General features: G+C 73.8%; 11 protein-coding genes. 3 read left to right on the top strand and 8 right to left on the bottom strand.

What is annotated here, in order from left to right; genetic code table 11:
• The first annotated feature begins 148 nt into the window (after window positions 1-148).
• A complete protein-coding gene (locus AC061S_RS05550; RefSeq protein WP_478684700.1) occupies window positions 149-694 on the top strand; it encodes a hypothetical protein in 546 nt (181 codons plus the stop codon).
• Here the strand turns inward: AC061S_RS05550 and AC061S_RS05555 are convergent.
• The 3 genes from AC061S_RS05555 to AC061S_RS05565 all read right to left on the bottom strand — a co-directional run bounded on the left by AC061S_RS05555 (window position 675) and on the right by AC061S_RS05565 (window position 6,928).
• Window positions 675-1,883 carry an SWIM zinc finger family protein gene (locus tag AC061S_RS05555; protein ID WP_478684701.1) on the bottom strand — a complete coding sequence of 403 codons (1,209 nt, stop codon included), beginning with the start codon at window positions 1,881-1,883 and terminating at the stop codon, window positions 675-677. The two genes, AC061S_RS05550 and AC061S_RS05555, sit on opposite strands and share 20 nt — an antisense overlap.
• A complete protein-coding gene (locus AC061S_RS05560; RefSeq protein WP_478684702.1) occupies window positions 1,880-4,756 on the bottom strand; it encodes a DEAD/DEAH box helicase in 2,877 nt (958 codons plus the stop codon). Before AC061S_RS05560 ends, AC061S_RS05555 begins: the two co-directional genes overlap by 4 nt.
• 990 nt (window positions 4,757-5,746) lie before the next feature.
• Window positions 5,747-6,928: a helix-turn-helix domain-containing protein gene (locus AC061S_RS05565; protein ID WP_478684703.1), complete on the bottom strand. Its 1,182-nt coding sequence runs from the start codon at window positions 6,926-6,928 to the stop codon at window positions 5,747-5,749.
• 204 nt (window positions 6,929-7,132) lie between these two features.
• Here AC061S_RS05565 and AC061S_RS05570 point away from each other — a divergent pair, with 204 nt between their 5' ends.
• On the top strand, window positions 7,133-7,798 hold the full coding sequence (locus AC061S_RS05570) for a hypothetical protein (RefSeq protein WP_478684704.1): 666 nt from the start codon (window positions 7,133-7,135) through the stop codon (window positions 7,796-7,798).
• An 85-nt stretch (window positions 7,799-7,883) separates the two neighbouring features.
• On the top strand, window positions 7,884-8,141 hold the full coding sequence (locus AC061S_RS05575; RefSeq protein ID WP_478684705.1) for a DUF6343 family protein: 258 nt from the start codon (window positions 7,884-7,886) through the stop codon (window positions 8,139-8,141).
• A 10-nt stretch (window positions 8,142-8,151) separates the two neighbouring features.
• On the opposite strand, the gene AC061S_RS05580 is transcribed toward AC061S_RS05575, so the two are convergent.
• The 5 genes from AC061S_RS05580 to rpsA form a co-directional block, all read right to left on the bottom strand.
• Window positions 8,152-8,547, bottom strand: coding sequence for a tetratricopeptide repeat protein (locus AC061S_RS05580; RefSeq protein ID WP_478684706.1), 396 nt, complete (start codon window positions 8,545-8,547; stop codon window positions 8,152-8,154).
• 69 nt (window positions 8,548-8,616) lie between these two features.
• On the bottom strand, window positions 8,617-9,552 hold the full coding sequence (locus AC061S_RS05585; RefSeq protein WP_478684707.1) for an alpha/beta hydrolase: 936 nt from the start codon (window positions 9,550-9,552) through the stop codon (window positions 8,617-8,619).
• Between the two features lie 231 nt (window positions 9,553-9,783).
• A complete protein-coding gene (coaE, locus tag AC061S_RS05590) occupies window positions 9,784-10,392 on the bottom strand; it encodes a dephospho-CoA kinase (RefSeq protein WP_478684708.1) in 609 nt (202 codons plus the stop codon).
• Window positions 10,393-10,483: 91 nt separating this feature from the next.
• Complete coding sequence (locus AC061S_RS05595; protein WP_478684709.1) at window positions 10,484-11,422, bottom strand: PAC2 family protein; 939 nt, start codon at window positions 11,420-11,422, stop codon at window positions 10,484-10,486.
• Between the two features lie 194 nt (window positions 11,423-11,616).
• Window positions 11,617-13,137 carry a 30S ribosomal protein S1 gene (rpsA, locus tag AC061S_RS05600; protein WP_478684710.1) on the bottom strand — a complete coding sequence of 507 codons (1,521 nt, stop codon included), beginning with the start codon at window positions 13,135-13,137 and terminating at the stop codon, window positions 11,617-11,619.
• Window positions 13,138-13,142 lie beyond the last annotated feature (5 nt).

Here is a 13,142-nt window from a genome sequence, read left to right on the forward strand (position 1 = left end):
ATTCCGACGACTGTGACGCATCAGTTTTCCTGCCTTCCGGAAGGGTCCACGGGCGTTGCACCCGTACCGGAAACAACGCCGTAACCCCATTCGGGTTATAGCGCCGGTAGGCATTTCACTCCATCGTGTACTGGGTAATCCATACTTCATGACTCGCCCGCTGCTCCTCCTCGACGTGGACGGCCCCCTCAACCCGTTCCGGTCCCGCCTCGCAGGTCTCCGCGGATACACCAGCCACCGCATGCGTCCGAGCATCTGGCTGTCCTACCGCGCACCGGAATCCCGCAGTGCCAGGCGCGGTGTGCGGGTGCGGCTGCACCCGGGCCACGGCGCCCGGCTGCTGGCCCTGCCCTACGAACTCGCCTGGGCCACCGCCTGGACGCACGAGGCCAACACCCTGATCTCCCCGCACATCGGCCTACCCGCTGATCTTCCTGTCATCGAATGGCCGGAACCCTTCACCCGTGACCCCGACGGCCTCTTCTGGAAGACCCGCCCCCTCCTGGAATGGGCGGCCGGCCGCCCCTTCGCCTGGGTCGACGACCTGATCACGCCCCAGGACCGCGCCTGGGTCGCCGCCCACTACCCGGCCCCGGCCCTGCTCCTGCGCATCCACCCCCGGCACGGCCTGCGCCCGCAGGACTTCGCCACCCTCGGCCGCTGGGCGGCCGGGCTCAGCCCAGCAGCGCCGTGACCGGGTCCGGGGAGGGGTGGCGGCCCGTGGGCCACCAGTCGTCGTCGCCCAGCCGGTTCTCGTAGGAGTACCAGAGGCCGTCACGGCCGAGCCTGAGCTGGCGGGAGGTGCCCGTGAGCCGGTTGCGGTCGGGGCGGAACGAGCCCTGGGCGGCGGCGATGAGCGCCGGGCGGGCCCGGTCGAAGGGGCCGGCGGGCGGATCCCAGGGCTCTTCGAGGGCGAGCAGGGCGGGCAGACCGCCCTGCCGCCAGGCGGCCGCCCCCCGGGCCAGGTCGGTGGTGCTGCGCCCCGTGGCGCGGGCCAGCTCACGGTAGAGCGCGCGGGCGGCGCCGGTGAGCCCGGCCGTGGGGTGGGCCGAGGCCAGCCGGACGGCGTCCTGCCAGCGGCTCAGCCCGGCCATCGGATCCTCGGCGGTGCGCAGCAGAGCCAGGGCGCGGGCGGCCGCGTCCCCGGCGAGCTGGTCCAGGGCGAGCGGGTCCGGGGCCGCCGGGTCGGCCGGGTACGCGGGCGGCAGCCCGGCGGCGGACGGCGCCGTCAGGGGAGCGGGCAGCGGCGGCAGGACGGTGCGGGCGAGCGCGGCACGGGCCGGCACCCCGGGGAAGTCCGGTGTCTCATCGGGCTGTTCGCGCGCGGCGTGGGCGGCGTTGCGGCGGGTGAGCTCCTCCAGCAGCTCCCGCTCACCGCGGCCGCGCAGCAGGAGCAGGACGAACGGGTCGGCGTCCAGGAGCCGGGCCGCGCGATAGCACAGGGCCGCGGCGTGCTTGCAGGGCGGGCGCGCGACGTCCGGGCAGGAGCAGCGCGGCTCGAGCTCCCCCGCCCCGGGCAGGACCGACTCGGAGAGGGACTCCGGGACCTCCCGCTCCAGCAGCGCGGCGAGCGCTGTCGGATCGGCCACCACCGACTCCAGCAGCTCGCTCCACTCGGCGTCCGAGAAGGCGGGCAGGGACAGCTCGGTGCGGTACGGCCGCGGCCGGCTGCCCCGTACGTAGGCCACGATCCGGCCCGGGGTGATGGTGACGGCGTCGACGTGGCCCTCGGCGGCGTACGTCCGCCCCCGGGCCAGGCGGGCTCCGTCGCGGGCCACCGCCTCCAGGGCGGACACCCAGGCCCGGCCCCACCAGCTGACGGCCTCCAGCCCCGGCGGCACGGTCTCGAAGGTGCGGCGGCGGTCGTCGCGCGCGGTGATCACACGGGCCTGCGCAGGGAGACGAGGTCGGCCAGCTCGCGATCGGTGAGCTCGGTCAGCGCCGTCTCGCCGGAGCCCAGCACGGCGTCGGCCAGCGCCCGCTTCGCCTCCAGCATTTCGGCGATCCGGTCTTCCACGGTGCCTTCGGCGATGATGCGGTGGACCTGGACGGGCTGGGTCTGGCCGATGCGGTAGGCGCGGTCGGTGGCCTGCTCCTCGACGGCCGGGTTCCACCAGCGGTCGTAGTGGATGACGTGGCCGGCCCGGGTGAGGTTGAGGCCGGTGCCCGCCGCCTTGAGGGAGAGCAGGAACACGGGGACCTCGCCCGCCTGGAAGCGGTCCACGAGCTCCTCGCGACGCGGAACGGGCGTCCCCCCGTGCAGCAGTTGGTGGGAGATCCCGCGGGCCGTCAGATGGCGCTCGATGAGCCGGGCCATCGTCACGTACTGCGTGAAGACCAGCACGGAGCCGCCCTCGGCCAGGATCGTGTCGAGCAGCTCGTCGAGGAGGGCCAGCTTCCCGGAGCGGTGCACGATCCGGGGCTCCGCTTCCTTCAAATACTGGGCGGGGTGGTTGCAGATCTGCTTGAGCGAGGCCAGCAGCTTCATGATCATGCCGCGCCGCTCGATGCCCTCGCTCGCGCCGATCACGGCCATCGCCTCGTCGACTGCCGCCTGGTAGAGGGAGGCCTGCTCGCGGGTGAGGGACACGGGGTGGTCGGTCTCCGTCTTCGGCGGCAGTTCGGGGGCGATCCCGGGATCGGACTTCTTGCGCCGCAGCAGGAACGGCCGGACCAGCGCCGCCAGTCGGGCGACCGCGGCCTCGTTGCCCCCGTCCTCCTCCGTCTGGTGCTCCACGGGCCGGGCGTGCCGGGCCCGGAACGCGGTGAGCGGGCCGAGCAGTCCGGGCGTGGTCCAGTCGAGGAGCGCCCACAGCTCGGAGAGGTTGTTCTCCACCGGGGTGCCGGTCAGCGCCACCCGCGCGGGCGCCGGGATCGTGCGCAGCGCCTTCGCGGTCGCCGAGTGCGGATTCTTGACGTGCTGGGCCTCGTCCGCGACGACCATGCCCCAGGGCTGTTCGGCCAGCCGGGCCGCTCCCGCGCGCATGGTTCCGTACGTGGTGAGGACGAATCCCCCGGCGGGTTGGTCGGCCAGCCCTTCGAGGCTGCGGCCGGCGCCGTGGAAGCGGCGCACCGGCGTGCCGGGGGCGAACCTCTCGATTTCCCGCTGCCAGTTGCCCAGCAGCGAGGCCGGGCAGACCACCAGCGTCGGCTCGGGACGGTCGCGGTGCAGGTGGAGCGCGATCAGCGTGACGGTCTTGCCCAGACCCATGTCGTCGGCGAGGCAGCCGCCCAGTCCGAGCGATGTCATCAGGTCCAGCCAGGCCAGACCACGCGCCTGGTAGTCGCGCAGGGTGGCCTTGAGCCCGGCCGGCTGGGGCAGCGGGGACAGCTCCCCGGTCAGCCGGTCCCGCAGGGCGGCCAGCGCCCCCACGGGCACCGCCGCCACGGGCTCGCCCTCCACCTCGGCGGTCCCCGTCAGTACGGCGGCCAGCGCGTCCACCGGGTCCAGCAGGCCCAGCTCCCGCTTGCGCGCTTTGCGCACCAGCTCCGGATCGACCCGCACCCACTGGTCGCGCAGCCGCACCACGGGCCGGTGGGCCTGCGCGAGCGCGTCCATCTCCCCCGGGGTGAGCCGGTCCCCGCCGAGCGCCAGCTCCCAGGAGAAGGCGAAGAGGTGCTCGGCGTCGAAGAACGCGGTGCCGTCGGTGGCGGAACCGGGCGCGGTGGACCGTACGACGGCGGTCGCGGACAGCGTACGAGCCAGCTCGCGCGGCCAGTGGACCAGGACTCCGGCCTCCGCCAGCCGGGTCGCTGCCCGGCCCAGCAGGTCTTCGAGCTCGGGGTCCGAGAGGGCCAGGACATCGGGGACCGGCTGGTCCAGGAGCCGCAGCAGCGGCGGCCAGACCCGGGCCGCCCGGCGCAGCGCGAGGACGGCGTCGATCCGCGCGCGGGGTCCGAAACCGGCCGCGGCGGCGCCCGCCCAGAGCATCGCGGCGTCCGTGACCAGGGTCGGGTCGGCGAGGCTGTGCACCTGGACGACGGCGGCCCCGGCGCGGCGCACGTCCTCCTCCGGTCCGGTCCCGCTCTCGGCCTCGTCGAAGAGGCGGAAGGAGGACAGGTCGAGGCGGAGCGAGATCCCGACTCCGGTGTCCGCGCCCGAGGCGACCTGCGCGGCCCAGTCCCGTATCCCCGGAACCTGCTGCGGCTCGCGGGCCGCGAACGGCCGGCCCGCGGCGAAGGGCGCCGCGGGGGTCCGGGGCAGGCTGTCGGCGACGGCGTCGAGGAACGCCCTGACCAGCGCCTCCGGCTCGGGCAGGTGGAGCGGGCGGCGTCCGGCGAGCGGGGTGGCGTACCCCTCGTGGGGCAGGGCGGCGGCGACCGCGCGCAGATGCGCGATGTCCTCGGCGTCCAGCGGTCCGGCCCGCCAGGCATCGACGCCGTCGGGGGTCAGCCCGGGCAGCAGACGGCCCCGCGCGACGAGGGAGAGCGCCTGGACGGCGGCGGTCCCCCAGGCGCGGGTCGCGGGATGCGTGACGGGCCTGCGGACCGCGCGGACGAGCACGGGCAGGGCGGCGGTGACCGTCAGCGTGACGGCGGGCACGGTGCGGGTACGGACGCCCTCGCCATGGGCGCGGACCACCTGGAGCGTGGCCGGAACCCCTTCGGCGGGCAGGGGGTCCCCATCAGGCGCCCAGAACGCGATGCGGCTCTCGCGGGGCACGGCGGCGGGGAGGAACACGGCGGCGTGCCGCGGCAGGGCGGAGACGGACGCGGCCGACTGCCCCGGTGCGTGCCGCGTCGTCGGCGTAGCCATCGTGTCCCCCCTCTCGCACCTCTCGCACTCTCCGCGATCTCCACAGCTTCCCGGTCGTCGCGGTCAGACGGATCCCGTCTGCCGTCGAGTCTAGGCGGGGGCACTGACAATGCCGCTGAGCTGTGTGTTTCCCAGAGACCCAGAGGTCCGGAAACCCGAAACCCCGGCGCCCCCACGGCCCCGCAGGCCGACAGCCCGGCATGCCAGCCACCCCGCGCCCCGGCGCCCCGGCGGTTCAGCGGCCCGGCGACCCTGCGGTTCAGCACCCAGCCACCCAGCAGCCCAGCGATCCGGCGGTCGGGGCGGTACAGCGGCCCCCGGGCGGTACGGCGGCCCCCAGCGGCCCGGCGACCTGGAGACCTGGCGATCCGGCGATCCGGCGATCCGGCAGCCCAGCGGTCCGGGCGGTCCGGGCGGTCCGGCGGTGGGGCGGTCCGCCGGTCCCACGGTCGGGCGGTCCGCCGGCCCAGCAGCCCAGCGCCCCGAGTCCAGCGATCCGGCGATCCGGCGATCCGGGCGCGCAGCGGTCCGGGCGGTCCGCCGGTCGGGTCGGTCCGCCGGTCGGGTCGGTCCGCCGGTCCCGCGGTTCAGCGGCCCCAGCGGCCCGTCAGCCCAGCAGCCCGGCGACCCTGCGGCTCAGCCAGCCAGCAGCCAAGCGATCCGACGATCCGGCAGCCCGGCGGTCCGGGCGGTTGGGGCGGTTGGGGCGGTACGGCGGCCCCACCGGCCCGGCAGCCCGGGGACCTGGCAGCCCGGCGACCTGGCGACCCTGCGGCTCAGCCACCCAGCAGCCCAGAAGCCCAGTGATCCGGCGGCCCAGCCGCCCAGCGGCTCAGCGGTCCGGCAGCTCAGCGGTCCGGCAGCTCAGCGGTCCGGCAGCTCAGCGGCCCAGCACCCAGCTGCCCGGCGGTACGGCGGTACGGCCGCCCGGCGGTACGGCCGCCCCGCGACCCGGCACCCCGCGCCCCCGCGGCCCGGCAGCGCAGCGGTTCAGCGGCCCCAGTGGCCGCGGTCGTGGGCGTACCCGTAGACCGGACGGTCCGAGGAGACGGCGGAGATGCGCCAGGGCCGGCCGGCCTCGTCGAGGCGGAGGGTGCCGGAGCCGGTGGGGCTGCTCCAGCGGAGGTCCAGGTACCAGTCGCAGTCGCATCCGGTGCTGCTCGCCACCACCCGCAGGACGGCCGGTTCGGCGGCCGAGACCCGGAGCGGGAAGGCGGGGGCCTTGATCTCCTCCCCCTCGTTGTTGCCGGCCACCGGCCGGGCCAGCGGGCGCGGGGCGTCCAGGTTGACCGTGAATCCGGCCGGGGTGAGCCCTCCGCCGCAGCCCTGCGACATCTGGTAGACGTTCCACGCCAGCGGGGCCCGCCGCCCGGCCACCCGTACCTCCAGGTTCTCCAGGACCACCGGGTCCGGACCCGTGCCCAGCACGGTGACCTCCACGATCTGCGTCCCCGCGTGGACGGCCTTCCGCCCCGCCGCCCACGCGGGCGCGTCGGCCTCCACCGGGGGCGCGGGCACCGCCGAGGGCGCCGGCTCGGCGAGGTACGCGTGGTCGCACGCCGCCGCCCACACGTGCGACCGCACGGCCGCGCGCAGGGGCGGGGAGGCCGGCGAGGGGCCACCCGTCGCCGTGGGCCCGGTGGATGCTCCCGTCGAAGCCCCCGCCGTCGGCCCGGCCGTCGCTGCCGTACCCGTGGCCGCCACCGACGCCGTCGGCCCGGCCTGGGGTGCCCGGTGGTCGGGCCCGGTCCGCGGAAGCCACCGGACGCCCACCGCGAGGGCCACGACCGCGGCGACCGCCACCCCGGCCAGTAGCAGCCGGCGCCCGGACCGGCGCGGCACCGGCGCCCCCGGAACATCGGGATCCGCGGCCGCCACCTCAGGATCGGTCTCCGGATCGGTCTCCGGATCCGCCCCGCCCTCCTCAACCACGGGCGACGCCTCCACCACCGCGCCCGCCCGCCGCCGCGCGTCCGCCAGCAGCCAGGCCCGGTGCAGTTCCACGGCCTCCGCCGGCTTCGCCCCGCAGGCCCGCGCGAAGCGGTCCACCACCGCGAACTCCGCGGGCAGCCCCTCACCGCTGCAGTAGCGGTGCAGGGTCGACGTACTCGTGTGGAGCGTGCGCGCGAGGGCCCCGTAGCTCCGCCCGCTCCGCTCCTTCAGTTCCCTCATCGACCGCGCGAACGCCTGCGCTTCGGCCGATCTCCCCGTCCCGGAGTTCCGTTCCATGCCAAGGGTGTTCCCGCAGCTGACGGTGTGTACGGCCGTTCCATCGTCCCGAATTCGTCCCGAACCGTGGGCCCCGGCCCGAGCCGGGGTAGAGCCTTCTCCAGACACACCGCCGCACCGTCACGGACCACACGGGGAGAACCGACCATGTTCCGACGCACCGCCCGATCCACCGGGACCGCCCGATCCACCCGATCCGCCCGGACCGCCCGGACCAGTGCCGTCCTCGCGGCCACCGCGGCCACCGCCACCGCCCTCGTCCTGGCCGCCTCCACCACCTCCACGGCCGCCGTCACCGCGCCCGGGTTCCTGGCCGGGACCGACCTGCCCCCGCACCCGGGCTCCGCCTGGTACGCCGGGAAGGTCACCAAGGGGCTGCCCGAGTTCGCGCCGTTCTGCGTGGACGGCGTGCTCCCCTCCACCGGGAGCTGGTACCGCGACTTCTCCACCGAATTCGACACGGGCGCGGTACAGGTGTCCGTACGCACCTCCTCCAGCACCGCGGCCATCAAGCTCAAGGCGGCCCTGGAGAACAAGGTGGCGGCCTGCGCCGCCGACTGGCTGCGGACCACCCCGGGCGGTACGGCCTCCTGGCAGGACTACGGGAAGCTCAGCGTCGAGGAAGGCGCGCACGTCTACGGGGTGCACACCTCCATGCCGGAGTCCGAGCCCGGCGTGCACCTGTACGGCATCGGGCGCGACGGCTCCACCGTGACGATCGTGAAGTGGGGGCAGATGGGCTACCTGCACGAGGCCCCCCTCCCCGCCTTCAAGAAGACGACCGTCAAGGCCGTGAACAAGCTCAACCCCTGACGGGTCCCGCCCCCGGTGGGACCATGGAAGGGACGGGGAGGCCGGGGAGGGCTACGAGGTCGACTAGGTCGAGGCGGCGATGGCCATGCGCACCGGAAACGAGCCCGTGACCGCCCGCAGCGCGCTGCGGCTGCGCTTCTGGCTGAGCCTGTGGGGGCTGATCTGGTCCGGGGCCGGGGCGGCGGCGTTCTCGCTCGCCGCCCGGCCCGGATGGGCCGCGGCCTGCGCCGCCGTCGCCGTGCTCGCGGCCGTGGACCTGACCGTGGTGCTCCACCGCATCCACCAGGGCCCGCACTACCAGCCCGGCCGCGACGTCCCCCCGTACGAGCCCCCCGGCGACTAGGCCGGCCCGGCTACTTCTCGAAGCGGGCCGCCGCCAGGTAGTCCGGCTGGGGGTCGAGGGCGGCCGCGAGGCGGAAGTGCTTGCGGGCCTGATCCGGCCGGCCGGCACGCTGGTGGGTGCGGGCCAGCGCGAAGTGGGCGAACGCGTTGTCCGGCTCCCGCTCCAGCACGATCTCGAACTCCAGCTCCGCCGGACGCAGTTGGGCTGCGGCGAAGAAGGCCCGGGCGCGCAGCAGCCGGGCCGCCGTGTTCTCCGGGTGGGCGGCTATGACCGAGTCGAGCAGCTTCACCGCACCGCGCGGGTCGCGCGCGGCGAGGAGCTGCTCCGCGGCCCGGTAGTCGATGACGTGCGTCTCGGGCGACGAGGACCGCGACGGCGGCGGGAGCTGCGGCGTGGTGTCGGACACAGTCTGTTCCTTCCCTCTACAGGCGCGTTCAACGCCCCGCGCACCGCACGCTATTCCGTCGGCATGCCGTCAGCCGAGCCTCTCCTTGAGCTGGGCGTACAGCTCGGTGACGGCGGCGTCGGCGGCCGGGGAGGCGGGGAAGAGGTTGAGGAAGGTGTGGATCAGTCCGTCGTACGTACGGGCGAAGACCTCCACGCCGGCGTCGGCCAGGGCTTCGGCGTAGGCATTGCCCTCGTCGCGCAGGGGGTCGTACTGGGCGGTGCCGATGACCGCGGGGGCGAGGCCGGTGAACCGTTCGGCGCGCGGCGGGGAGACCCGGAAGGAGCCGCGGACGGCGGGGTCGTCGCCCGCGTAGAGGTGCTGGAGGTCCAGGACGTCCTGGGTGCGCAGGACGTAGCCGGTGGCGTTCTCGGTGCGTGAGGGGTGGTCGCCGACGAAGTCGGTGGCGGGGTAGACCAGGAGTTGCGCGGCGAGCGGTCGGCCTTCGTCGCGGAAGGCGAGGGCGACGGCGGCGGCCAGATTGCCTCCGGCGCTGTCACCGGCCACGGCGAGGCGGTCGCGGCGGCCGCCGTAGTCGTCGATGTGGTCGGCCACGTGGTGGGCGGCGGCGAGGCAGTCGTCGTAGGCGGCGGGGAAGGGGTGCTCGGGGGCGAGGCGGTAGTCGACGGCCACGACCACGGCGTTCACATCGCGGCACATCCGCCGGGTGACGTCGTCATGGGTGTCGAGGTCCCCGGTGAGCCAGCCACCGCCGTGGAAGAAGACCACCGTGGGAACGGGCCCGCCGCCTTCGGGCCGGTAGACGCGGACGGGGATCTGCCCGGCCGGTCCGGGGAGGGCCGTGTTCTCCACCGAGCCGACCTCGATCGGTTCGGGCAGTGCGATGCCGGCGCCCATCCGGCGGTTCGCCTCGCGCAGCGCCTCGGGATCCGTGTCGACGACCCGGGGGGTGGGGTGGGCGTTGACCTGGTCGAGGACGGCGGCGATGGACGGGTCGACGGGCATGCGCGGCACCCTTCTTCTGCGGAACGCGCCCGGAACCCGAGAGGGAGCTGCGGTTCGGGTCCGTGTCTCGCATCGTGCGGTCACGCTGCGGATGCCGCTACCGGAGGCAGTCCGGCGAGCCGTATCCGCCCTCACGGATCCGCGGGCGCGGATCCGCGGGTGGGAGACCGAGCGCTCCCGGAGACTTCCCGGGGTGCCGGATCCCGCTCAGGGGCCTGCCACACCAGCCGGTCAGGCCGCGCCGCCCGCGGCCCGCGCCGTGAGCTCCTCCCACACCTTGCGCACCTGCGGCTCCAGCGCCGCCAGCGGCCCGTCGTTGTCGATCACGAGCGTGGCCACGGCCAGCCGCTGTTCCCGCGTGGCCTGCGCGGCCATCCGGGCCCGGGCCTCCGACTCCTCCATGCCCCGAAGCCCCGTGAGCCGGGAGAGCTGGGTGTCGGGCGCCGCGTCCACGACGACGACCAGGTCGTACAGCGGCGCGAGCCCGTTCTCGGCGAGCAGCGGTACGTCGTGCACCACGATCGCGTCGGGCCCCGCGGCGGCTTCCAGCTCGGCGGACCTGGCCCCGACCAGCGGGTGCACGATCCCGTTGAGGATCCGCAGCTTCGCCGCGTCGGCGAACACGATCGACCCCAGCTTCGGCCGGTCCAGCCCGCCTTCCGGAGTCAGTACGGACTCCCCGAAGGCCGCCACCACCGCCGCGAGCCCGGGCGTACCCGGCTCCACGACCTCCCGCGCGATGCGGTCGGCGTCCACGACGACCGCCCCGTACCCCGCCAGCAGCCGCGAGACCTCGCTCTTGCCGGCGCCGATTCCGCCTGTCAGGCCAACTTTCAACATGCCGGGCAGACTAGCCCCCGCGCCCCGGAGACCCGTACGGACCCCCGGCCCCGGCCCCGGCCCTGGGCCTGCCGTAGGCGGTTCCGGTTCCTCAGCCCTCGCCCTCGCGCTCCGCCAGGAACCGCTCGAACTCGAGGCCGATCTCGTCCGCCGACGGAATCTCCGCGGGCTCCGCGATCATGTTGCCCCGGGTCTCGGCGCCGGCCGCGGCGTCGTACTGGTGCTCCAGCCCCTGCACCAGGCTGACCAGCTCGTCGTCGCCCTCCCGGATCTGCCGGTCGATCTCCGTCTGCGTGCGGTGCGCCTCGGTGCGCAGCGCGTGCGCTACCGACGGCAGGACCAGCCCCGTCGCGGCGGTGATCGCCTCCAGGGCGGTCAGCGCGGCGTCGGGATACGGGGAGCGCGCCACGTAGTGCGGTACGTGGGCGGCGACGCCCAGCACGTCGTGCCCGGCCTGGCCGAGGCGGAACTCGACCAGCGACTCGGCGCTGCCGGGGACCTGGGCCTCGTCGAAGGGGCTGCGGTGTCCCGGCATGAGGTCGGTCCGGTTGCCGTGCGGGGTGATCCCGACGGGCCGGGTGTGCGGGACCCCCATGGGGATGCCGTGGAAGTTGACCGAGAGCCGTACGCCCAGGCGCTCGACGATCTGCCGGACGGCGACGCAGAAGCGCTCCCACTCCACGTCCGGCTCGGGGCCGGAGAGTAGCAGGAAGGGCGCGCCCGTGGCGTCCTGGACGAGGCGCACTTCGAGCAGGGGCTCCTCGAACTCCGTCCAGTGGTCGCGCTGGAAGGTCAGCAGCGGGCGGCGTGCCCGGTAGTCCACGAGGCGGTCCGCGTCGAACCGGGCCACGACCTGGTGGGGCAGCGTGTCGAGCAGCCGCTCGACGATCTGCTCGCCGGTTTCGCCCGCGTCTATGTACCCCTCGAAGTGGTAGAGCATGACCAGCCCGGCCGAGTCCTGGGCGAGCGCCAGGTCGGCCACCGCCAGGCCCTTGGCGTCCCATTCGTACAAACCTTGTGGATCAAGCACCGCCACCACTCCTCCTCCGCCGCGTTCTCTGGCAAGAACGTCCAAGAACCTGTGACCATTCCCCAGTTGACGGTATTCACGAGATCGCGGCGCGGGCACGGCGCGCGAGCCCGTACAACGCGGTAAGGCCCGCCCCCCTGAGGGGACGGGCCTTACCGGTGAAGATCAGCTCAGCTCACGCTGCGCTGCTGCGATCAGCTCTGGCCGCCAGCCAGCTTCTCGCGGAGCGCGGCCAGGGCCTCGTCCGACGCCAGGGCGCCAGAGGTCTCGTCCGCACCCTCGGAGGAGTACGAACCGCCCGAGATGCCCGCACCGGCGCTGCTGCTGCTGCTGCCCGCGGCCGGAGCGGCCGCACCCTCGGCAGCGGCGGCCTCGTCGGCCTCGCGGCTCTTGATGACCTGGGCCTGGTGCTGCTCGAAGCGCGTCTGCGCCTCGGCGTACTGGCCCTCCCAGGCTTCGCGCTGCTTGTCGAAGCCCTCGAGCCAGTCGTTGGTCTCGGGGTCGAAGCCCTCGGGGTAGATGTAGTTGCCCGCGTCGTCGTACGAGGCAGCCATACCGTAGAGGGTCGGGTCGAACTCGACCGAGGCCGGGTCGGCACCGAAGGACTCGTTGGCCTGCTTCAGCGACAGCGAGATCCGGCGACGCTCGAGGTCGATGTCGATGACCTTGACGAAGATCTCGTCGTTGACCTGGACGACCTGCTCCGGGATCTCCACGTGGCGCTCGGCCAGCTCGGAGATGTGGACCAGACCCTCGATGCCCTCGTCCACGCGGACGAACGCACCGAACGGAACCAGCTTGGTGACCTTACCCGGGACGACCTGACCGATCTGGTGCGTCCGGGCGAACTGCTGCCACGGGTCTTCCTGCGTCGCCTTCAGCGACAGGGAGACGCGCTCGCGGTCCATGTCGACGTCGAGGACCTCGACGGTGACTTCCTGGCCGACCTCGACAACCTCGGACGGGTGGTCGATGTGCTTCCAGGACAGCTCGGAGACGTGGACGAGACCGTCGACGCCACCCAGGTCCACGAAGGCACCGAAGTTGACGATCGAGGAAACGACGCCGGAGCGGACCTGACCCTTCTGCAGGGTGGTGAGGAACGTCTGGCGAACCTCGGACTGGGTCTGCTCGAGCCAGGCGCGGCGGGACAGGACCACGTTGTTGCGGTTCTTGTCCAGCTCGATGATCTTCGCCTCGAGCTCCTTGCCCACGTAGGGCTGGAGGTCGCGGACGCGACGCATCTCGACGAGGGAGGCCGGCAGGAAGCCGCGGAGGCCGATGTCGAGGATGAGACCACCCTTGACGACCTCGATGACGGTACCGGTGACGATGCCGTCTTCTTCCTTGATCTTCTCGATCGTGCCCCAGGCGCGCTCGTACTGCGCACGCTTCTTGGACAGGATCAGACGGCCTTCCTTGTCCTCCTTCTGGAGAACCAGGGCCTCGATCTCGTCGCCGACCTTGACGACCTCGTTCGGGTCGACATCGTGCTTGATCGAGAGCTCGCGGCTCGGGATGACGCCCTCGGTCTTGTAACCGATGTCGAGGAGAACCTCGTCACGGTCGACCTTCACGATGACGCCGTCGACGATGTCGCCGTCGTTGAAGTACTTGATCGTCTCGTCGATCGCGGCGAGGAACGCTGCCTCGTCACCGATGTCGTTGACCGCAACCTGCGGAGTGGTGGCGGTGGTCTCGGTGCTGCTCGTCATGTGGG

Source organism: Streptomyces sp. CA189 (assembly GCF_056428985.1).

What these genes read in the sequence shown, in the direction of transcription:
- AC061S_RS05550 (WP_478684700.1), top strand. Translation starts at nt 149, where the DNA reads ATGACTCGCCCGCTGCTCCTCCTCGACGTGGACGGCCCCCTCAACCCG.
- AC061S_RS05560 (WP_478684702.1), bottom strand. Translation starts at nt 4,756, where the DNA reads ATGGCTACGCCGACGACGCGGCACGCACCGGGGCAGTCGGCCGCGTCC.
- AC061S_RS05565 (WP_478684703.1), bottom strand. Translation starts at nt 6,928, where the DNA reads ATGAGGGAACTGAAGGAGCGGAGCGGGCGGAGCTACGGGGCCCTCGCG.
- AC061S_RS05570 (WP_478684704.1), top strand. Translation starts at nt 7,133, where the DNA reads ATGTTCCGACGCACCGCCCGATCCACCGGGACCGCCCGATCCACCCGA.
- AC061S_RS05575 (WP_478684705.1), top strand. Translation starts at nt 7,884, where the DNA reads ATGCGCACCGGAAACGAGCCCGTGACCGCCCGCAGCGCGCTGCGGCTG.
- AC061S_RS05585 (WP_478684707.1), bottom strand. Translation starts at nt 9,552, where the DNA reads ATGCCCGTCGACCCGTCCATCGCCGCCGTCCTCGACCAGGTCAACGCC.
- coaE (WP_478684708.1), bottom strand. Translation starts at nt 10,392, where the DNA reads ATGTTGAAAGTTGGCCTGACAGGCGGAATCGGCGCCGGCAAGAGCGAG.
- rpsA (WP_478684710.1), bottom strand. Translation starts at nt 13,137, where the DNA reads ATGACGAGCAGCACCGAGACCACCGCCACCACTCCGCAGGTTGCGGTC.